At 73.1% G+C, this 21,951-nt stretch carries 11 protein-coding genes; 1 reads left to right on the forward strand and 10 read right to left on the reverse strand.

Annotation, left to right across the window (positions count from 1 at the left end; all coding sequences use genetic code 11):
- Positions 1-24 precede the first annotated feature (24 nt).
- The 3 genes from ACZ3OF_RS27030 to ACZ3OF_RS27040 form a co-directional block, all read right to left on the reverse strand.
- Positions 25-1,251 carry a sensor histidine kinase gene (locus ACZ3OF_RS27030; protein WP_361679414.1) on the reverse strand — a complete coding sequence of 409 codons (1,227 nt, stop codon included), beginning with the start codon at positions 1,249-1,251 and terminating at the stop codon, positions 25-27.
- Between the two features lie 158 nt (positions 1,252-1,409).
- Positions 1,410-2,897 (reverse strand): MFS transporter, encoded by a 1,488-nt coding sequence (locus ACZ3OF_RS27035; RefSeq protein ID WP_361679417.1) that lies wholly within the window; start codon positions 2,895-2,897, stop codon positions 1,410-1,412.
- Positions 2,898-3,133: 236 nt separating this feature from the next.
- Positions 3,134-3,559 carry a DUF3291 domain-containing protein gene (locus ACZ3OF_RS27040; RefSeq protein WP_467307283.1) on the reverse strand — a complete coding sequence of 142 codons (426 nt, stop codon included), beginning with the start codon at positions 3,557-3,559 and terminating at the stop codon, positions 3,134-3,136.
- An 82-nt stretch (positions 3,560-3,641) separates the two neighbouring features.
- On the opposite strand from ACZ3OF_RS27040, the gene ACZ3OF_RS27045 reads away from it, so the two are divergent.
- Entirely contained in the window at positions 3,642-4,421 is a 780-nt protein-coding gene (locus ACZ3OF_RS27045; protein ID WP_467307285.1) for a MerR family transcriptional regulator, read from the forward strand.
- A 12-nt stretch (positions 4,422-4,433) separates the two neighbouring features.
- Here the strand turns inward: ACZ3OF_RS27045 and ACZ3OF_RS27050 are convergent, their stop codons facing one another.
- The 7 genes from ACZ3OF_RS27050 to ACZ3OF_RS27080 form a co-directional block, all read right to left on the reverse strand.
- Positions 4,434-5,735 carry an NAD(P)/FAD-dependent oxidoreductase gene (locus ACZ3OF_RS27050; protein ID WP_393888881.1) on the reverse strand — a complete coding sequence of 434 codons (1,302 nt, stop codon included), beginning with the start codon at positions 5,733-5,735 and terminating at the stop codon, positions 4,434-4,436.
- Positions 5,736-5,791: 56 nt separating this feature from the next.
- A complete protein-coding gene (locus ACZ3OF_RS27055) occupies positions 5,792-6,637 on the reverse strand; it encodes a 4'-phosphopantetheinyl transferase family protein (RefSeq protein ID WP_467307288.1) in 846 nt (281 codons plus the stop codon).
- Entirely contained in the window at positions 6,634-8,460 is a 1,827-nt protein-coding gene (locus tag ACZ3OF_RS27060) for an acyl-CoA dehydrogenase family protein (RefSeq protein WP_361679432.1), read from the reverse strand. Before ACZ3OF_RS27060 ends, ACZ3OF_RS27055 begins: the two co-directional genes overlap by 4 nt.
- Positions 8,460-10,199 (reverse strand): acyl-CoA dehydrogenase family protein, encoded by a 1,740-nt coding sequence (locus ACZ3OF_RS27065; protein WP_361679435.1) that lies wholly within the window; start codon positions 10,197-10,199, stop codon positions 8,460-8,462. The genes ACZ3OF_RS27060 and ACZ3OF_RS27065 overlap by 1 nt, the downstream gene beginning before the upstream one ends.
- Positions 10,196-11,818: a PfaD family polyunsaturated fatty acid/polyketide biosynthesis protein gene (locus ACZ3OF_RS27070; RefSeq protein WP_361679438.1), complete on the reverse strand. Its 1,623-nt coding sequence runs from the start codon at positions 11,816-11,818 to the stop codon at positions 10,196-10,198. The genes ACZ3OF_RS27065 and ACZ3OF_RS27070 overlap by 4 nt, the downstream gene beginning before the upstream one ends.
- 25 nt (positions 11,819-11,843) lie before the next feature.
- A complete protein-coding gene (locus ACZ3OF_RS27075) occupies positions 11,844-19,226 on the reverse strand; it encodes a beta-ketoacyl synthase N-terminal-like domain-containing protein (protein ID WP_467307292.1) in 7,383 nt (2,460 codons plus the stop codon).
- A 90-nt stretch (positions 19,227-19,316) separates the two neighbouring features.
- Positions 19,317-21,951: SDR family NAD(P)-dependent oxidoreductase (locus ACZ3OF_RS27080; protein WP_361679447.1), on the reverse strand; the 2,635-nt coding region annotated here is incomplete at its 5' end.

Consider the following 21,951-nt stretch of genomic DNA (forward strand, 5'->3'; position numbering starts at 1 on the left):
GTCGGTGCGGTGGGCCCCGCGGGATCACTTTCCGGCGGCGACGGGAACCGCGATCCGTGCCGCCCATCGACGGATGTCGGAACCACGGGTGGCAGGGGCGTGAACGCCCGGCGCGCCGACGGCGAAGCTGCGCGAGGCGGGCACCACCCGGGCCGGGACCTCCGCCACCACCCGGAAGACGCCGCCGGGACGGATCTCGCTGCGGAAGGAGCCGCCGAGCACGCTGACCCGCTGGCCGAGGTTGCCCAGCCCGGCGCCCCCGGTGTCGGGACCGGTGCCGCCGAGCCGGGAGACGGACACGGAGGCCCCGTCGTTGGTGACCTCCAGGCGTACGGACCTGGGCCCGCCCGTCAGCGCGATGGTGCAGTGCGTCGCCTTGCTGTGGCGCAGCACGTTGGTGACGGATTCGCGCAGGACGGCGGCGAGGGCGAGGGAGGCGTCGTCCCCCTCGGGCTGCGCGTCGATGCGAAGGGTGACCTCGATGTTCATGGCGCGCAGCAGGGCGGCCGCCGTCGGTACCTCGCACGCGAGGGACACACCCTGGTATCCGCGTACCGCCATCCGGAACTCGGCCATGGCCTGCCGGGAGGTCCGCACCAGCTCCTCGGCCTCGGTGGCCGCCCGTTCGGGGGAGACCTTGAAGGTACGGTTCACCAGCTCGGCGCGCATCGCGACCGCCGAGAAGGTGTGCCCGAGGAGATCGTGCAGGTCGCGCGCGAGGCGGTTCTGCTCGCTCTCGACGACGGCCTTCGCGATGCTGTGGCGGGAGCAGCGGGTGCGGTGGATGAGCAGGACGGCCTGGGTGAGGGTGTACGACATGAGGCCGACCACGACGATGGCGCCGGCCATGAGCAGCAGGTGCGGCAGCGCGTGGGACAGCGATTCGGAATCCCTGGTGCAGAGCATCGACACCAGCGCGATGACGAGGCCGAAGAGCGGCCAGGCGTAGCGGGCGCGCAGGATGAGCGGCAGCGAGCCGGAGAGCGTGCCGGCCAGGATGCCGCAGGCCTCGTGGACGAGTTCGGTGGCCGGCAGCACGATGGCGAACTGGGCGGCGAGGGCGAGGAGCGCCCCGCGGGACGGGCCGGCGCCGCGCTCCAGGGGCCGCGCCACGATGACACAGGCCTGGAGGGCCAGTTGGGCGACGACGAGGAGCAGGACGATGCCCGAGGGGCCTAACCCCGGGCGTCCTCCGACGGCGCTGTAGACGATCACCTCCCAGGCGACGAAACTCGCTCCCAGCAATGCCATGACCTGGATGAAGCCGTTCCGTGCGGTTCTGTCGCGGTGTTCCGCCCACATACCCATCACAGGTCCTCTTTCCTCTGCCTCATGGTCACGGTCCACAGATCCCGCAGGGGGATTCCAGCACCGAACCGCCGTTCCCTGCGGGAACGGCGGCTGAAATCTCAGGGAGTTACCGAGGTGCGCTCTCGTTCGGCGACGGGGTCGTCCTCCTCACCGGAGGGTGTGGCGACGTGCCGTGGGATGGCGAGGGCACAGAGCGCTCCCAGCAGGACGACGGCCACGCCGATCCAGATCGCGGGGCGCATGCCGTCGACGAATTCCTCGGCGGTGCGGTCGCTTCCGTAGTGGATGAAGACGCTGCTGAGGATGGCGGTGCCGAGGGCGCCGCCGATCTCCCGGACGGTGTTGTTGGCGCCGGACGCCTTGCCGCGGTTCTGCGGTCCCACCGAGGCCAGCACGACCGCGGCGGTCGGGGCGAAGACGAGACCCATGCCGATACCGGCGACGATCATGGCACCCACCATGCGGGAGTACGGGGTGTCCGAGGTGGCGACCAGGTCGATCCAGGCGAGGCCGATCCCCTGGAGGAGGAGGCCCGCCGCCATCAGCCGGCCGCCGCCCAGACGGTCGGTCAGCGCACCGGCCACCGGCGCCACGAACATCGGCATCAGGGTCCAGGCCAGGGTGAGCACACCGGCCTCCAGCGGGGTCCGGACGGGCGCCATCTGGAAGAACTGGGCCAGCAGGAAGATTGACCCGAAAACGCCGAAGTACATGCTGGCGGAGACCAGGTTGGAGAAGACGAAGGCCCGCTTGCGGTAGAAGGACAGCGGCAGCAGCGGCTGCCGGGCGCGTCGCTCCCAGAGGACGAAGAGGACCAGCAGCACGGCGCCGGCCACGAAGGCCGCGATGATGAGGCCGGAACTCCAGCCCTCCGACTCGCCGTTGACGATCGCCCAGACGAGGGAGACGAGTCCGGCCGTCACGAGGAGCATGCCGGGCAGGTCGAGCCGGGACGCGGGCACGGAGCTCTCGCTCAGGACGGCGAAGACCAGTGGAATGGCGACGACACAGACCGGGACGTTGATCCAGAAGATCCACTGCCAGTCGAGTCCGTCCACGACCGCGCCGCCCACGACCGGGCCGAGGGCCACGGCCATGCCGCTGACGGCCGACCACAGGCCGAGGGCGAGGTTGCGCTTCCGGTCGGGCACTTCCTCGGCCAGCAGCGTCAGGGAGAGCGGCATGACGGCCGCGGCGCCGAGACCCTGGAGCGCGCGCATCACGATGAGCTGACCGCTGCTGTCGGCGAGGCCGCAGCCGATGGACGCGAGGGTGAAGAGGGCGATGCCGAGGACGAAGACGCGGCGCCGGCCGAACCGGTCCCCCAGGGCCGCGCCGGTCAGCAGCAGACAGGCGAAGCTGAGCACGTACGCGTTGACGAACCACTGCAGGTCCGTGGTGGAGGCCTGGAGGTCCGCGGCCATGGAGCGCAAGGCCGTGGACACGACGAGGTTGTCCAGCGCCACCATGAACATGGGCAGGCTGCACGCGAGGATCGTCACCCACAGGGGGAAACGGCCCTGCCGTGCGTCGGGGGCGGGGGGCCGTGCCGTCCCGCCACCCTCGCCACTTCTGATTGTGCTCATGACAATTGCCTCCATCCGGCGGACACCGGGATCGAACACGCAGGGGGGTCGAACGAAGAAAGAGCGAGCAGTGGGGCGCGCTCCGCCGGGAGCACCGACGGGGGACGAACAGCGTCCCGGCGGAGCGCGGCTCGGGGGTGGGGGAGGGAGGGCCGGGGACTCCGGGGGTGGTGAGCCCCCGGCCGGACAAGGGGGCGGTGAGCCCGGCCGGACAGAGGGCGTGCGGCCCGGCGCCGTCAGGCCCGGTGGCCGCCGCCGCGGGCGGCGTCCTGGCGCGCCTTCTCGGCGAGGCGGCGCTTCGCGTCGTCCCAGTCGATCGGCAGCGACGCGGTCTCCACCTCCCAGAAGACGAAGGTCGACGACTTCATCTTGGGCGCCATGGCACGCATCGCCGCACCGTGCGGGTCGGACTTCGCGTAGGCGTACAGCGCGTCGCGGTCCTCCCATGCGGACAGCGTCCAGAACGTCCGCTTGAGGGGCTGTGCGATCAGCGAGGCGCCATAGGCCCCGGGAGCGGTCTTGACCTGGCTCCAGGAGCTCAGCGACTTGAGGAGAAACGTCGGGACATCGGCCAGGCTCTTCACCTCGAAGCGGGAAGCCATGACGTACGCGTTCGTGCGGGGCGGTGCAGGGTTCGGGGTGATCCAGCCGAGAGTCGGCATGACGGCGCCCACCTTCCTGAAGAGGCCAACGACTACAATAATAGACAGTAGCGCCATCCGTTATCCAGTGAGTGGGAGCACGATGAAGATTTCGGAACTCAGCCGTCGCAGCGGGGTCTCCATCCCCGCGATCAAGTACTACCTGCGCGACGGACTGCTTCCCCCCGGGCGCGCTACTGCGGCCAACCAGGCCTCCTACGGCGAGGACCACCTCCACCGGCTCCGGTTGATCCGCGTCCTGATCGGGGTGCGCAAGCTGCCGGTCAACTCGGTCCGCGAGATCCTGGGCGCCATCACCGAGGAGGGCGACCTGCACCAGATCCTCGGGATCGTGACCGAGGCCCGGCCGGCCGCCCTGAAGAAGAAGCAGGAGCAGGAGGCGGAGGCGGCGGAGCGGGAGACCGAGGGAGTCGTGGACGCGCGCAGACTCGTCTCCGAGATGGGGTGGGACGTCGCGAACCACACGGCCGCCATCCACACGCTCGGCGAGGTGCTGGACGCACTGAGCGGCCTCGGCTCCGACATCGACTGGCAGACCCTGCTGCCGTACGCCGAACTGGCCGACCGGACCTCCGAGTTGGACATCAAACAGATGCACGGCACGGTCGGCCTGCTGGAGCAGGCCGAACGTGCCGTGCTGGTGTCGGTTCTCCTGGAGCCGGCGCTCCTCGCGCTCCGCCGGCTCGCCCAGGAGGACAAGTCCGCCCGCCTGTTCGGCGGCCACGCCGACGGTGCCGACGAGACGGACGGCGCCGATGCGGCGGAGGAGGCGCGGGAGGCGCGGGAGGCGCCGGCGGCTCGCGGCGGCAAGCCGCGGAGCGCGCCGAGGGGAAAGCCGAAAGGGAAGCCGCAGGGGGACTGACCCGACGGGCCGTCAGGACAGCTCGTCCAGAATCCTGGCCGCCGCCTCCGCCCCGGCCGAGAAGGCCGCCTCGTGCGAGCCGATCAGGTCGGGGCCCAGCTCCTTGGAGTGGAAGTAGGACCCGCACAGCTTCACGCGAGTGCCCTCGTTGGCCGCGTGGATCACGGACTGCCGCTCGCGCAGCGCCATGTCGATCACCGGGTGGGTGTAGTCGAACGAGGCGATGACGAGGTCCTCGGCCGGCGGACGCGGCGGGTCGAGGGTGACGAAGTAGTCCTGGCTCGCGGTGAAGTCCTGCAGCCGGTTGAGGTAGTACGTGACGAAGCAGCGGGTCTCCCCGTCGACCGTCTTCTTGCCGTAGTTCCAGGCCCCCCAGCGCTCGTGGTCACTGGGCATCAGCGAGGCGTCCCGGTGCAGCACCACGCGCGACGCGCTGTAGCGCACGCCCTCGACGGCCGCCCGCTGCGCGTCGGTCGGGTTCTCGAGCAGCGCGAACGCCTCGTCGGCGTGGGTGGCGAGGACCACGTAGTCGAACGTGGCGGCACCGTTCGCCGTGGTGACGACGACACCGTCCTCCTCCTGGCGCACCCGGACGGCCGGCTCCGAGATCCGCAGGTCGGGACCGATCGCGGCGAGGGCCTTGCGGACGTACGAGATGGAGCCGCCGCCCACGGTCCGCCAGTCGACCCGGCGGCCGCCGAGGCCGCCCTCGTCGTGCCCGACGAAGAAGGCGATGACGGTGGCGGCGGGCATCTCCCAGATCAGCTCGGCCGGGACCGACCAGACCGCGGAGCAGAGCATGATCAGGTACGAGTGACGGAACGCGGTGCTGTAGCCGTTGCGGTCCAGGTACTCCCCCAGCGACATGTCGGCGCGGCCCCGCGAGAAGTCCCGGCGGCTCTCCGCGTGGAAGCGCCGCACCTCCCGCCAGACGTCGGGGAACTCCGGGTACGCGGCGGCGTAGCGCGCCTCGATCGAGGCCTCGTCCAGTTCCATCTCCTCGGTGCCGAACTCCAGGCCGCTGTCGAGGTCGAAGAACTCGAAGCCGCCCGGGTGGGGCACGGCCTCCACGCCCAGCTCGCCGAAGAAGGCGCACAGGCGCGGGTAGAACCGCGGGTTGAACACGATGAACGCCGTGTCGAGGCCGATGACACGGCCGTCCTCCTCGACCTCCACCGTGTTGGCGTGGCCGCCGGGCCGGGGCTCGCGCTCGAAGACCGTGATCCGGGCGCGGTCGCGCAGTCGGTAGGCCGCGGAGATCCCGGCGGGGCCGGCGCCGATGACGGCGACGCGTGGCGAGTCGTTCTCGGGCATGGTGGGTCCTTCCAGATCACAAGAGGGGCGGGGCAACGGAAGACGGGCTCGAAGGGTCAGGGGGAGGAGGCGGCACGGTGGCCGGGCGAAGGCCACGGACCGGTCGAAGGCCACGGGCCGGTCGAAGGCCACAGGTCGGTCGGCGGCACGTCCGGGCGGACGAGGTCGGCGGGTTCGACGAGGTCGTGGCGGCGCAGCCGGCCCGCTCCCCCGTCGGCGACCGCCACGGCGAGCAGATGACCGGTGCCGTGGCCGGTCAGGTCGAGCCGCCAGCGACGGCACGTGCCGGGGCGGCGTCCGTCGGCGACGGTCACTTCGGTGGACCCGGGGCGCCGGGTGAACCGCAGCTCCCCCAGGCCCTGTACGAGGCCGATGCCGAGCCCTTTGAGGTAGGCCTCGCTGAGTACCCACATCTCCTGCAGGGCGGCGGCCGGGTCCGGGGCGTCCGCGATGACGGCCCGCTGAGCCTCGTCGAACCGGGTGGCCAGCAGCCGGACCGTCTCGTCGTCGAACGGGACCCGCTCCACGTCCACTCCGGACGCGTATCCCTCGGTGACGACACAGGCGATCAGGCCGTCGGTGTGCGACACGTTGAAGCGCAGGCCGCGGTGGCCGGGGAAGAGCTCCGGGCGCCCGTGGACGCTCTCGGTGAAGTGCCAGCTCTCCGGTGGCAGTCCGGTGCGGGCGCTGAGCGCGAGCCGGCGGAGCAGCCGGCCGCCGAGGAAGCGGCGGCGCGCCCCGGGCGAGCGCCGCCGTGCGTGGCGGGCGCGCTCGTCCGGGGTCAGGGCCGCCGTCTCGCCGCCGACGCGGGCCGCGAGGTCCGGCACGAGCCGTTCGGAGAGCGTCCACAGGTCCGTCACGGGCCCGTCCGCGGGGACGGGCCCGTCCGGGCCTTGGTTCACGCGGGGCTCCCCTCCGGGGCCGTGGACTCCGACTGCCGCGCCTGCTCCGCCTCCTCCGCCGCTCCGGCCAGGGTGATCGGCCAGTGCGACAGGAGGCGGTTCTCTGCGTGCATGCGGGTGAGGACGGCGAGGACCTCGTCGACGGCGGACGGGTCGCGGTAGGGCTCGTACGGGTGGAACTGCTTGCGCAGCCGCTCCAGTTGGAGCAGGAGCACCGCGGCGCTGGGCAGGGGCTCGGCCATGCAGCCCTGCGAGTGGACGTACGTGAGCACCGAGGCGCTCGCGGCGTGGACGACGCAGTACTCCTTGGCCAGCTCGAAGAGTTCGGCCGACTGGGCGTAGCCGCGGCCGAGCTCCTGCCGCAGCGCGGTGGCGCGCTCCTCCAGCGGGCCGAGCCTGCCGAGGAGTTCTCCGGCGATGTCGGCGGCGAGCAGCAGCCGGTCCTTGTCCTTGTCGCCCGCGTCGTCCGCGAGGGCGCGCAGCCGCTCCAGGCCGTCGGCCGCCGCCAGGATCGCGTCGTCGCGGCCCCGGCTGGACAGTTCCTGCTCCCACGGCCGGTACGGCCCGAGTTCCGCGTCCATGTCGAAGAGCACGGCGGCACGGCCGGCGGCCTCTTCCCGCTCCTCCGGGCCGGCGGTGCGGGCCTTCTTCAGGAGCGAGTCCAGCTCGTGTCCGATGTTGCGCAGGTTCACGACGGTGTTCCCGTCGGCCATGTTGGTCACGAGAATGTCGCGGAGCATCTTCTGGTGCATGCCGTAGCGGGGGTCCTCGCGGAGGAACACCCGGGCGCCGAGCACCACGTTGAGCCGGGAGAGAGCCCCTTCGAGGAGGGTCGGCACCAGGTACTTGGCCGCGGAGGACCAGACGCTGACCTGGTTCGGGGAGGCCTGGACACTGCGGACGGCGCCCAGGCACATGGCGTCGGCCGCCATGAGGTCGGCGAAGGACTCCGCCAGCTGGGTGCCGGTGTACGGGACCTCGACGATCGGGCGGTCGAAGAGCACCCGGCCCTGGGCGAACTCCAGGGCAGTGCGCAGCGAGGTGTCCACGCTGGACAGGGCCAGGCTGAGGATGACGAGGCGGGCGGTCTGGCTGGTCTTGAGGGCGATCTCGAGGCCCTGGCCCTCGGCTCCGATGAGGAGGTCGTCGGGGACGAAGACGCCGTCGAAGCGCAGCCCGCTGAGGTCCAGGGGGCGGACGCCGTGGAGTTTGAGCAGGGGCGTCTCGCGGACGGTCTCGGCCTCGGCGGTCCACTTGTCGACGACGAGGATGGAGAAGTCACCGGGGCCCCGTCGGGTGCCGGTGCGGGCGAAGACGACCATCCGGTCCGCGAAGGTGGCATTGCCGATGGGCCACTTCTCGCCGGTGAGCCGGTAGCCGCCGGGTACCTTCTCGGCGACGACCTCGTTGCCGAGAAGGTCGCTGCCGTGGGCGGCCTCGGAGAGCCCCCAGGCGAGGGAGACACCCTGGTGGATGTCCTCGATCTGGCGGCGCTTCTGCTCGTCGGTGCCGCCGATCCACACCGGCGCGAAGGCCGCCTGGGAGAGACCGGCGGCGATGGCCGTCGCGCCGTCGCGGCGGGCGACGAGCCGCATGAGGACGAACCCGGTCTCGGGGCTGCCCGCCTTGCCGCCCTGCTCGGCCGGCAGGCCGTAGTCGAGGAACCCCCAGCGGCGCAGCATGCCGATCAAGGCGTACGGGAAGGCGTCGCGCTCGTCGTGGTCGAGCACGGTCGCGAAGGACATCCGGCTCGCGGGGTCGTGCGGATCGCCCAGATAGGTTTCGAGCCGCTCGGCGAGCTCGATCAACTCGGCCTGGGACATCAGTCGTCCTCCATCGGTGTCGGGTGTGCGGTGGTGGGAGCGAGCCGGACGGGCAGGGCGGTCAGCATCCGGTTCCCCTCCCAGAGCGCCTCGACGGCGTCCAGGGCGGGGTACAGGCCCTCGGCGTGGCGCAGGACGCCCGCGCCGTCGGCCTGGGCGAGCAGATGCGCGAGGGCCGCGCCGAGCCAGCCGGTGGAGCCCGGCGCGGTCCCGTAGAGCGAGAGGTGGCGGTTGTGGCGCCACAGGTGGAGGCAGGCCGCGGCGCCGTGCAGCCAGGCGTGGCGTTCGGCGAGGTCCACCAGGGCGTTCGGGTCGGCGCCGCGCACGCGGGCCGCGGCGGCCAGGGCGGGCAGCCCGTCCACGGCGTCGGCGAGCCGGGCGACGCACGACCTGGTGAACGGGTCGGCCGCCGCTTCCGGGGTGTCCGTGAACTCCCTTACGTGCGCGGGAAGTTCGGCGAGCACCGGATCGGCTCCGCGGACGACGAGGTCGAGCCCGGTCGGGTCGTACGGCGGGGGCTCCTCGTCCAGCCGGAAGGCACCGTCCAGAAGACCGGCCGGGGCCGTACGGGTTCCGTCGAGCAGGCCGGGCAACTGACCCGCGTACGAACGGAGGTTGGCCATCGGCCCGGAGTCGATGACGCGGATCACGGCGCTGTCCCGCTGGAGCTTCTGGAACAGACCGGCGCCGGGCGGGCCTTCGCGCAGGACGGAACGGGTGGCGAGGAGCCGGGCGCAGCGGCGCAGCAGGGCGTCGGCGGTCTCGGCCACCACGTGCTTGGCGGCGAGTGCCCACACGCTGAACGCACCGGGGACGGCGTGCACGCCCCGGGCGGCGGCCAGGGCCGTGGCGTCGGCGGCGATGAGCGCGGCCGAGGTGGCCGCGAGTTCCCTGCGGGCGTACGGGGTCCGCAGGACCGGGGTGCCGGCGACCCGGTGGCCGGCGGCGAAGTCGAACGTGAGGCGCACCGCGGTGTCCACGCAGCCGAGGCTGCCGGCCATGCTCATGACCCGCACGGCCTGCTGGGCGCGGACCGCCATCTCCAGGCCCTCGCCGACCCGGCCGACCTGGGCACTCTCCGGGACGGGGAGGCCCGTGAAGCGGAGCCGGGCGGTGTCGATGCCGCGCATGCCGTTGGTCCGGGCGGCCGGGAGCCGCTCCAGGCCGGTGCCCTCACCGCCCCGCTCCGGGTCCAGGTCGAGGAGGAACGCGGTGAAGGCGCCCGGCCCCCGCTCCCCGGTACGGGCGACCACGTAGACGGCGTCGCAGCCCAGGCCGTTGCCGACCATCCACTTCTCGCCGTGCAGGGTCCCGTCGGGCGCGAGGCGGACCTCGTTGGCGAGGATGTCGCTGCCGTGCTCGGCCTCGGTGAGCGCGAACGCCACCGTGCCACCGCTCGTGAGGATCTCCGCGGCCCTGCTCCGCTGCTCCTCGTCGCCGTGGAGCTGGAGGCAGGTGGCGGCGATGATGCCGAACATCGTGCCCGGCATGACGTTCACATCGCGGCGGGCGGCGGCCCGCACCAGGGTGAGGCTCCGGTCGAAGGAGCGGAACTCGCCGCCCCATGCCTCGGGCAGGTAGTTCAGGTGGAAGCCGGCCGAGACCAGCTTGCGGCAGAGGTCGTCCGGGGCGGCGTCCTCCTCGTCCCTGGCCACGGCGGCGGCGAACCCGTACGGGTTCTCGGGATCGGTGGGGTCGCCGAGGAGCTCCTCGACCGCCTCGGGTGTCAGGCCGCTCATGAGGCCACCTCCGTCGGACCCGCCGTGTCCAGGGGCACAGGCACGTACTCGGCGGTGGACGGCAGGGTGAGCCCCGCCGCCCTCAGCTGGGCTGTCCTGGTGTGGTACGCGGCGCCGCGTACGAGGTGATGGGCCACGTCGGCGACCGTCCTGTTCCCGGGGGTGTTCAGATAACTGCCGGCCACCCAGGAGTTGAAGCTGCCCATCGCGGGGCCGCACCAGATCTGGAAGTCGGCGCTGCGTTCGGCCTGGCCCGTGACGGCCCAGCGCGAGGACATCCCGAGGTACCAGCGGAAGACCAGGGCCATCCGGCGCTTGGGGTTGTCGGCGGCCCGGCTCAGCTGGTCGGGGTCGCGGCGGCTGAAGTACGCCACGCACTCCTGCCAGACGTCCTCCAGCGGGCGCTGGAAGGTCTGCGTCTCCAGGCGCCGGCGCTCCACCTCGGGCAGCGCCTCGATGCCGTCGTACATCTGGTAGAGCCGGTAGAGCTGCCCGGCGCGCATCGGGAACATCGAGCCCCGGCGCAGCACCTGGAGCTCGACGCCCATCTCGAACATGTCGGCGGCCGGGGCCATCACGCAGTCGGCGATGTCGGCCTGGGCGAGGACCTCACGGGCCGCCCTGGACGTGCCGGACTCCACGCACGACTGGTTGACGGAACCCGTGACGACATAGGCGGCGCCCATGGCGAAGGCTCCGGCGACGGCCACCGGGGTGCCGAGCCCGCCGGCCGCGCCGACCCTGATGGGCCGGGCGTAGCGGTACTCCCGCTGGATGGTGTCGCGGATGCGCAGGATGACCGGGAGGAGGGCCGGGAGGGGCCGGCGGTCGGTGTGGCCGCCGGAGTCGGCCTCCGCCGTGATGTCGTCGGCGAGCGGGACGAGATGGGCGAGGCGGGCCTGCTCGGCGGTGATGAGACCGTCCGCGAGGAGGCTCTCCACGAGGGCGGCCGGGGCCGGGCGCATGAAGCGCTCGGCGGTCTCGCCCCGGGAGATCTTGGCGATGACCCGGTTCTCCGCCACCACGCGTCCCGACGCGTCGGTCCGCAGTCCGGCCAGCCGGTAGCGGACCAGGTGCGGGGTCAGGTCCAGATAGGCGGACGCCTCCACACAGCGCACCCCGTGGTCCAGGAAGAGCTGGACGGCGTCGCGCTCCAGGCGCTGCTCGCTGGGGCTGTGGATCAGGTTGACGGCGTACGGCAGGCCGGGGATCTCCTCGCGGAAGCGGGCCAGCGCCGCCGCGATGGCGTCGGGCAGCAGGCCCGCGGCCCCGAAGGAGGCCAGGAAGCCCTGCCGGGCCAGCGCGACGACCAGCTCGACGGAGGCGATGCCGCCGGCCATCGCCCCGGCCATGTAGGCGTACCGCACACCGTGAGCGGCGCGGAACTCGGCCGAGCCGAGCCGCTGCGGCGACAGGGCGGGGGCGACCGCCAGTACGGCGGGGCCGTCACCGCCGGCGACCGCGGTGCCCCCGGCGACGGCGCCGATGCCCTGCGGTCCCGACACGACGTAGCAGGGCTGCTCCAACTGGCTGAGTGCCTGGTGGATGCCCGCGGGATCGGGACTCGGATACCCCTCCCCGTACCAGCGGACGGTGTGTTGTGCGGTACTCGTGGACAATTCGGCTCCTCGGCTGTCCATGCGGTCAGTCCGTTTCCGGACGGACTTCGACAGCCACGTCGGTGAGTTCGTAGATGCGCAGGCGCGTCTTCCAGAGGTCGGCGTCGGCGATCACGAGCAGCCGGTCGGCCTCCCTGCGCACCTCCTTGATGTGCACGTCGAAGAAGAGCTCGTCGTCCTCGCGCAGGATCTGGCCTCGGTACTTCCACGCCATCTCGACATCGGTGGCCATGGCGAAGCGGGGCCGTGTCATGCCGTCGGCGAGGTTCCGCTCCTGCACGAAGAGGCGCATGGCCTGGAGCACGGCCTCGACGCCGAGCGAGCCCGGCATCACGGGGTCGCGGTGGAAGTGCCGGTCGAAGTACCACTCGTCGGGGCGGATGCTCCGGTGACCGTGGAGGTATCCGGCGCCGTGACGGCCGCCGTCCTCGACCAGGTCGACACGGTCCACGAGGTGGAAGCGGCCGGCGGGCAGGCGCAGGGCGCCGCCCGAGGGGTCGGTGAACGCGGGTGCGTCGTCGGGGAGTTCGATCCTGCGCACCCGCTCGGCCGCGGGCCGTTCGGTCGCGATCCAGGGCTCACGGTAGGTGCCGCTGTCGAGGCCCACCTGGTTGGCGAGGGCCGCGTCGCTGAAGTACCCGAAGAGCGACTCGCCGGTGTAGAACACCTCGCCGTCGGCGCTCAGTTCGTAGCTGAAGTTCTGCAGCACGGCCCCGGCGACGACGCTCGTGCTCAGCAGCTTGGAGTGGTGACGGATCGTCCTGCCGCGCAGGTCGATGTCGCGGACGAGGGTGGCCCGGCCGTCGAGGTTCCGGATGCGGTACTGCTCCTCGGGCCGGCTGAGGGTCGCGCCCAGGTAGTAGCCGAGGAAGATCGCGGCCTGGAGGGAGGACTCCATGTACACGCAGTTCGGCATGTACGGCGAGGAGTTCTCCTGGTAGTACCAGGCGTCGTCCGGGGAGTCGTACTCCGTGACCATCTCGGAGCCGGGGCTCAGGTCACCGCGGGTGCCGGTCAGGGACATCACCCGGTCGACGAACTGGAAGTCCCCGTTCGGGATGTAGGGAGCGCGGCTCTCGCGGTAGATCTCGAACTCGGGGCCCATCGCCATGTCGAGGAGGCCCTGGGCGGCGTGCGCCAGGTGCAGCTCGTTGATCATGGCCGGTTCGCCGGAGCGGTTGCGGCGGCCGAGGAAGGCCGGCACACCACCGGTCTCGGGGCGGTGGGGCGTGCCCGGCTTCTCCACGATCTGGAGGCCGAGGTTCTCCATCCGGACGACCGGCTTGTCGCCGAGGTACACCAGGACGTCGGCCACCACGGTCGGCCGCGGCAGCAGGGTCAGCTCGGTGATCTCCAGCTCGTGGCGGATCTCGCGGTCCCGCGGGGTGACCTGGCCGCGCACCTTGACGTCGATCTGACGGTCGGTGACCGTCTGGAACCGGGCGTCGGGGAGCGTCAGGTGCATGCCCTGGTGCAGCAGATAGACCTGGAGGAGCTGGACGGCTCCCTCCGCGATCAGCGAGCCGGCGAGCACCGGGTCGTCCGGGAAGTGGCAGGTGAAGTACCAGGCGTCCGGCTCCAGGTGCTTGACGGCGCCGATCCTGCCGAGGCCGCGCGGTCCGCCGGTGCGGTCCACGGTGACCTCGTCGATCATGCGGAGCATCGAACCGGGAAGGCGCAGCGCCGGGTTGAGGCCCGGATCCTGGGCATGGTCGGGGCCGAAGACGTCCCCGGGACGGCCCTGGGCGAGCAGTTCCAGGTCGGCGGCGTCGAGCCGGTCCTTGCGGGCGCGGGCGAGCGGCTTGAAGGTGCCCCGGGGCAGCGCGGCACGGCGGGCCCGCTCCGCGTCGGTCATGACGATGCCGAGCGGGGTGTCGAGCTCGGCCTGGCTGAAGAATCCGGCGCAGCCGTCCTTGAGTTCGAGGATCAGCTCGCCGTCTGCGTAACAGAGGTAGCTGAAGAAGAAGACCGTGGTGTCGCCCTGGTGGACGAAGCGGTCGATGGAGATGTCGTATCGGAGCGTCTGCCCGGTGCGGGGCAGCCCGCCGTGGAAGATCAGCGAGCTGTCGAGCAGTCGGTAGACACGGTCGCCCTTGTTGCGGAAGTCGATGCCGAGGAAGCTGACGAGCAGCAGGTCGCACTGGCCGGCCTCGACGGTCACCGCCGGCGGGACACCGCCGTCGACGGCGTACCAGGCGTCCTCGGGGACGTCGTACTCGGTGGTGATACGGGCCGGTTCGAGGACCCCGGGGCGGGCCTCGAGCGCGGTGACGCGAGTGACGAAGTGGTACGGAGGCGCGGGCAGCCGCACGCGGGCCCGGAACGCGTCGATCTCGGCGAACTCGGGGCGGCCGAAGGCCTTCGCCACCGAACCGGTCGCGAACTCCAGCAGGTCCGCCTCGTCGAAGACGACACCGCCGCGGTCACGGGGCTGGGGGGCGGGGGCCGGTGCCGGGGTGAAGGGCACCGCGGGCGCGGCCGGGACCGGGGCGGGTGCGGCTGCGCGCACCGGGGCCGGCGGGAGCGGCGCGGGCGCCGGGACGGCGGGCAGGGCCGGGACGACCGGCGCGGGCGACGCCGGCATCGGCGCGGCGGCGGGAGCGGGAGCGTGGGTGTCCAGGAGGGCGGCGGTACGGTCCAGCGTGGCCGCCTGGAGGACCCGGTGGGTCTCCATCACGACACCGTGCGCGGCGACGATCTCGCGGCGCAGGTCGCGCACCAGGTCGGCGGCGGGCGTGCCGGCGGCAGCCGTGGGTACGGGCGCGGCCACCGGAGCGGGGGCCGCGCCCGGAGCCGAGGTCTGCGCAGGGACGTGCGCCGGTACGGGTGCAGGGGCGGCGGCACCCGCCGGTGCCGGGGTCGCGGGGGCGGCGCCTGCCCACGTGACGGCGGTGACCGGGCCGCCGTCGAACGTGATGGCCTCCGGCGACTCCAGCGTGGGGTCGGCGGGCATGGCGGCAGGCAGAGCGGCGGACATGACGGCGGGCACCTCCGGCGGAGCGGGCGGGTCGATGGCGGCGGGGCGGGACCGTACGGCGGTCAGGGTCCTGGCGGCCTCACGGGCGACGCGGTCCGGGATCGGCTCGCCACCGCCGACGCGTACCGCCGGAAGGCGGCGGGCGGACGGCGCGGATACGCCCTGCGCGGCCTCCGGTTCGTCGCCCCACAGCACCGTGAGGTCGACCGGGAGACCGTGTCCGACGAGCCGGGCCGCCAGGTGGGCGAGGCTGGTGGCGGGGCTCGCGCCCCGGCGGTCGACGCAGGCGGCGACGTGCGGCGCGTCCCCCAGCGTGTCGCGGATCCAGCGGGTGCAGGTGGCGCCCGGCCCCGCCTCGATGAAGTAGCGGTAGCCGCGGTCGTACGCCCCCCGTATCAGGCGCGGGAAGTCGATCGTGGAGCGCAGGGTCTGCGCGATGCGCTGCGGGGAGTCGGCGAGCCGCTCGGCGGGCAGCACGTCGTAGTCGTAGGCGCTGAGGAGTTCCAGGGCGCCGAAGGAGCCCGTCGGATAGTCGTTCAGCCGGGCCAGGCCGTCGAACTCGGTGTCCACGACCGGGCAGTGCATGACCACGTTGGCGGGCGAGCGGGCGGCGGGGCAGCCCAGTTCGCGGATGAGCGCCCGGCACTGCTCGGGGTCTCCGCCGATCACCAGCTCGTTCGGGGTGTTGACGTGGGTGATGTGGACCCGGTCGTAGCGCGTGAGCGCCTCGGTGACCGGCTCGGCGGGCGAGAGCAGCACATGGGTGGACCACACGTCGCCGTCGGGCGTCTCCGGGGGCAGCTTCCACAGCTCGCGCACGGTGCGCCGGGGCCCGCACAGCCGGTCCTGGAAGACGGGGCTCTCGGTGATCAGCGCGTCCGAGCGGCTGCCGGCGTCCCATCCCCCGGTGGCGAAGAGCATGCTCGCCTCGCCGAGGCAGTAGCCGAAGCCTCCGTGCGCGGTGATCCCGAGGATCTCGCGGATCAGCTCGGTGTAGAGGATCGCGAAGCTGGTCCCGGTGGCGAGCATGAACGGGATGTCGTCGGCGAGACGCTCCTCCCTCCGCATCATCTCGCGACGGTCCGGCGTCTCGATCCCCCGGGGGTAGAGCTGGGCCGAGCGCAGCATGCGGGCCGGCTGGGCGGCCTGCCGCTCGTAGCTGTCGAGCAGGCCGGGGAAGGTCCTGAACAGGCCCCTGCCGAGGCCCGGGTAGGTGTTGAACGCCCCCGGGTAGACCAGGGCCACCCGCCCCTCGGGGCCGATCGGGCGCGGGGTGAAGAACGATCCCGCGGGGGTGTTCCAGTCCGTTCCGGCGGCGTGCGCCTCGGGCAGGTCCCGTGCCGCGAGCTCCGTTTGCCGGACCAGCGCCTCCCGGTCCCGGCCGACGAGGACGACGCGCAGCCGCCTTCCGTCGAGGCCGCGTGCCGCCTCGCGCGCGAGCGCGGACGGGTCGGCTCCGTCCGCGAGGAGGGCACCATGGCGGCGGACCTCGGCCACCAGGGCGTCGACGGTGTCGGCTCCGAGGGGCAGCAGGAGCGGACCCCGGGCCCGCGCCCAGTCGGCCGTGGGCCGGGGCCGGTCGGCGGACGGCACGGACGACAGCACCAGATGGGCGTGCGAGCCGCTCGCGCCGAGCATGCTGACGCTCGCGTGCCGACGGGCGTCCGGGCGCTCCCGGAGCCAGGGGAAGGAGGTCTCCGGCACCTGGAAGGCGGAGGCGGCGAAGGCCTCGGCGAGGTCGTCGGCGGGGCGGCGCCAGCCCCGGGTGCCGGGCAGATAGGCGTGCCGCAGGCACACGACGGCCTTGATCAGGGCGGCGATCCCGGCCGCGCAGCCGGCGTCGCCGATCTGCGCCTTGACGCTGCCGAGGACGGTGGCGCCGCCGGCCGGGTACACCTCGGCGAGGGCGGCGATCTCGGCCCGGTCGGCCGACTCCGTGCCGCCCGCGTGGGCCTCCAGATAGTCCACCTCGGAGGCGGCGATCCCGGCGGCGTCGAGCGCCGCCCGCGCGGCCTCGGCGAGCGCGGGGCCGGAGACCGGCGTCAGCGAGCCGTCGGCGGCGTTCGCGTAGCGCACGGCCACCGCGTCGATCCGGGCGTGCACCCGGCCGGGTGCCGCGTCGGGGCGGGTGACGACCAGGGCGCCGGCGCCCTCGCCGGTCCGGCGGCCGCGCGCGCCCTCGTTGAAGGTGAGGCCCGGCTCGGTGCCGGGAGCGGGCTGGGCGAGCAGGTTCTCGGCCGCGCCCGCCATGTCGACGCCGCCGATCAGTACGGCTTCCAGGTCCGGGTCGAGCAGAAGCAGCCGGGCGACGTCCAGGGCCTCGGCGGTGCCGGCGCCCTCCGCGGAGAGCGTGAAGGAGGGGCCGGTGAGGTTCCAGCGGGAGGAGATCCGGCCGGCCATCACGTTGCCGATGTAGCTGAGCACCTCGTTGGCCCCGATGGGGTCGACGACGGCGTCGCGGGCGACCTCGTTGAGGGCGGCCCGCTGCTCCTCGGTCAGCTTCACCCCGGCCTTGTCGAGTTCGCCGCGCAGGAAGGACCCGAGTCCGTACCGGCTCAGCCTGGCGTGCGAGTACGGCTCGATCTCGGTGACGACGACGACCGCGATGCGGCGGGCGTCGGGGGTGTCGCGGCTGCCGGTGTCGAGCCGGTACCCGGCGTCGCGCAGCGCCTCGTCGGCGACCCTGGTCATCAGGGCGTGCTGCGGGTTGTAGATGCGCAGGTCCGCGGGTGGGACGCGCAGGTCGGCGGGGTCGACCTCGACGCCGTCGACGAAGGCCCCGTGGGGCGGTCCGGTGAGCCCGGCCGCTTCGAGCGTGCCGCCGTCGGTACGGTCGAGGCCCCGCCAGCGCCGCTCGGGCAGCGGCCGCAGGTCGTGCCCGCCCTCGTACACGGCCTGCTCGAAGGCGTCCAGCGAGTCGAGCGAGCCGAAGTGCGCGCCGAGGCCGATGACATCGAGCGCGGGCAGGCCCGAGGACCGCTCACGGGTGCCGGACGCGGTGCCGGAGGCGGACGCGGTGCCGGAGGCGGACGCGGTGTCCGGGGCGGGCGCCTCCTGGTCCCGGCTCTCCGGGACGTCCTGCGCCGCCGAGAGCACCACGTGTGCGTTCGTACCGCCGAATCCGAAGGCGGAGACGGCGGCGCGGCGGGGTCCCGGGGTCTTCGGCCAGGGGCGGGCGGTGCGGACGAGCGTCGCGGCGCCGACCTTCTCGTCGGGCGAGGTGACCGGCCGGTCCACCCCGATGGTCGGCGGGATCACGCCGTCCTCCATGGCCAGGACGACCTTGAGGAGACTGCTCAGACCGCCGACGGTCAGCAGATGGCCGATGTTGCCCTTCACCGACCCGAGCAGGGGTACGTCACCGTGGGCGCCGAAGAACTCGGCGACCGACTCCGCCTCGGTCGTGTCCCCGACCGGGGTGCCGGTGGCGTGGCACTCCAGGTAGTCGACGGTCGCGGGGTCCACGCCGGCGTCGGCGTAGGCGCGGGCGAGGGCGTCCAGCTGTCCGCTCTTGCGGGGGACCAACGGGTGCCGTCCGGCGCCGTCGTTGGAGAGGCCGATGCCGTCGACCACGGCGTACACGCGGTCGTTGTCGCGAACGGCGTCCTCGAGCCGCTTGACGGCGACCATGCCCGCGCCCTGGCCGGTGACGATTCCGCCGGAGCGGTCGTCGAAGGGCTGGCTGAATCCGTTCTCCGGGTAGGCGTGCAGATCGGAGAAGGAGAGGTGGATCAGGGTCGGGTCGGGCGCGCAGACCGCCCCGGCGAGCACCAGGTCCGCCTGGCCGGAGTCGAGGTGGCCGCAGGCGAGGCTGAGTGCGTAGAGCGCCGAGGAGCAGGCGGCGTCCAGGCAGTAGCGGGGGCCGCCGAGTCCGAGGGCCCCGGCGGCGACGGCGGCGGGCGAGCCGCTGACCCGGAGGTTCTCGGGCACGATCGCGGCGCGGTCGACGAGCGGGACCGCGCCGGGCAGGGAGTCGAGTTCGGGCGCACCGGAGCGGCGCAGTCCGGCGAGCACGGCCTCCTGCGCGAGGGGGACGCTCACCTTCGCCGATGTCGTGGTGGGGAACGAGTAGTTCCCCATGACCAGGCCGGTCCTGGCGAGCAGTTCGGGCCTGTCGGCGGCGCCGCAGTCCCGCAGGGCCTCCCTGGCGGCGTACAGCGACCAGTGGAAGAGCCGGTCGAGTCCGGCGAGCCGGTCGGGGTCGATGCGGTAGCCGGTGGGGTCGAACTCGAAGCCGGTGATGAACCCGCCCCGGCGGGACACGATGCGGTGCCGGGGGTCGAGGTCACGCTCGTCCGGTTCGGCACCGAAGACCTCTGCGCCTCCTTCCCGACGGCTGTCCGTGCCACCGCGGAGGTTCTGCCGGAACTCTTCGGGCGTTCGCGCTCCGGGGAACAGGCAGGAGATGCCGACGATCGCGTATCTGCTCATAACTGGGTGAGGTTCCTTCCCAAGCGGGAGATCCTGTGGGGCGGGCGGCGGCAAGCCGCCGCCCGCTCACTGCTTCCGGTGCGGATACCGTCAGCCCGTGAACTTGGCCGCCAACTGCGGGGCCGAGACGACGGAGACGGCGGTGAACCTGGCCCTGACCTGTCCGTCGGAGGTGCAGGCGGTGATGTCCAGTCGGGAGTCGGGGCCGCCCTGGCCCGCGGACTCCGCCGGCTCCACCACGATGAAGAACACCTCACCGGCCGTCAGCGGGCCGTACAGTTCGACCCCGCCCACCGCGAGCGGCAGTCCGGCGGTGCCGCGGAACCGGCGCACCCAGACGAGCGCGGCCTGGAGCAGCAGGTCCGCGGAGCCGGCCTCGAACCAGTCGGACGAACCGCTGTCGGTGTCCGTCCGTACGGCCTCGCACTCCAGCACCAGGCGGGACTCGGCGTCGGCGAGGATCCGGCGCAGACCGCGCAGAGCCGGTCCGTGGAAGAGCGTGCCGTCGGTGTAGAGCCCGGCGGCCCCGGTGCCTGCGCCCGGCGCGGGAAGTCCCGTCACCGGCGCGGCCGGCGGGAGCGCGCCCGCGACGACCGTGGCCGCGTAGTGCGGTCGTACGGTGCCGTCGGCCAGTGACTGGACCGCGACCTTGACGTCGCCGCTCCCGTCGCCCTCGACCGGGGTCATCACCAGCCGGCACTCGGCGGGCTGGGTTCCGTCGAAGACGATGCCCCGGTGGACGGCGAAGTCGCGCAGCCGCACGGCCCGTCGCCCGTCGGCGTGCTCGACCGCGCCGAGCGCCCAGCCCATCGCCACGACGGCGGGGAGGACCGGCGTCGCGTCGATGACGTGGTCGGTGACGAGCGAGGAACCGGCGAGGTCCGTCAGGCCCCGGGTCACCGTGCCGCCCGCGGTCGCGCCGGAGCGGTCCCGGGAGCTCAGCGGGGTGGTCGGGCCGAGCACGGTCACCACGTCACCGGCCCGCTCGGGGGCGAACTGGTCGGCGAACATCCGGGCGCCGTCGGTGACCGGGATCAGGGCGATGCCCCGCTCCTCGAACACCTTCCTGATCTGCGGGGAGACCATCCCGCTGTCCCAGGCACCCCAGTTGATCGAGGTGACCCGCGTCCGCGGGAACGCCCGCCGCCGGGAGGAGGCCCAGGCGTTGAGGACCTCGTTGGCCATCGCGTAGTCCGACTGCCCCTGGTTGCCGAAGAATCCGGCGACCGAGGAGAAGAGCACCACATGGCGCAGGTCGGCACCGCCGAGGGCCGCCATGACGGAGCGCAGTCCGGTCAGCTTGGGCGCGAAGACCCGCTCGATCTCGGAGGCCTTCTTCTGCGCGATCATCTGGTCGGCGAGCACCCCTGCTCCGTGCACCACGCCCGTGACCGCGTCCTTGTACGGAGCGAGGGCGGCCGCGGTCGCGGTCTGGTCCGTGATGTCCACGGGCAGGTAGTCGGCGCGGCTCCCGGCCGCCCGGAGCGCGTCCAGGGTCGCGCGGATCTCCCGGGCGCCCGCGACGGCCGCGGCGAGCTGGCCGACGCGTCGCGGGGTCGGCTTCTCGCCCGCCGCGGTCAGCGACGCTGCCGCCGCCGCCTTCAGGTTCTCCTCGGGCAGGCCCTGCGCCCAGGCGGGTTCGTCGTCTAGCGGGGTCCGGCCGAGGAGCAGGAGGCGCGGCTGGTGACGCCGGGCCAGTTCGGTGATGCAGTCCGCCGTGATGCCCCGGGCGCCTCCGGTGACGACCAGCAGATCGTCGGAGGTGAGGGGGGCGGCGTCGGTGTCGGCTGCCGTGAGCGGCTCGCCGGCCACCGCGAGCCCGACCCTGCGGGTGCCGTCGTGGCCGACCTGTACGGGCTCCACGGCCGAGTCGGCGGCCTCGTCGAGCACCAGGGCGGCCGCGTCCGCCGGGTCGATGCCGGGCGCGAGGTCCACGGACCGGCAGAACAGCTCGGGCGCCTCCAGGGCCAGCGTCTTGACGAGCCCCGCGACACCGCCGGCGGGGGCGGCATCCTCGGCGACGCCGGTGAGGCCGAAGGCCCCGTCGAGCCGGGTCACGGCGAGGAACGCGGCGCGGCCGTGCGCGGCCATGTCGGTCAGCGGGCGGACGACGTGCCGTGCGAGCAGGAGGGAGTGCGCAAGCCGGCGTACCCCGTCGTTCCAGTCGCTGTCGGTCCGGGCGGTCACGTCGACGACGAGGCCGATCCGGGCGGTGAAGACGGCCTCGACGCCGGCCGCCAGCTCGGTGGTGCCCCAGCCCGTCAGGGCGTGGTCGTGCACACCGGACAGACGCGCCGGGACCCCGGGGAGCCGCAGGACGTGCACCGGGCGGCCGGTGGCGGTGAGCCGCTCGACGATCCGCGCGGCCGTCTCCGAGCCGTCGTCCACGACGAGGGCGCCCTGGTCGGCGGAGGAGGTGTCGACCAGCGGGTCGGCCGCGGGGAGGGTGACGAGGGCGGCGTGTGCGCGGCCGATGGGCGAGACGGCCTCGGACGCCTGCGGGGAGGCGGCGGGAGCCGGGTCCGCGGAGGTCGCGGCAGGCGTGGCCCCGGTCGCGGGGTTCCCTGTCGGACCGGCGACGAAGTCGACGATGTCGCCGAGGGTACGCAGCTCCGCGAGCTGTTCGGGGCCGGCCGACGACACCACACCGAACCGCTCCTGAATCACCCCCATGATCTCGACACGCTTGATCGAATCAATCCCCAGATCCGACTCCACACCCATG

The sequence above is a fragment of the Streptomyces sp. NPDC022552 genome, assembly GCF_055561875.1.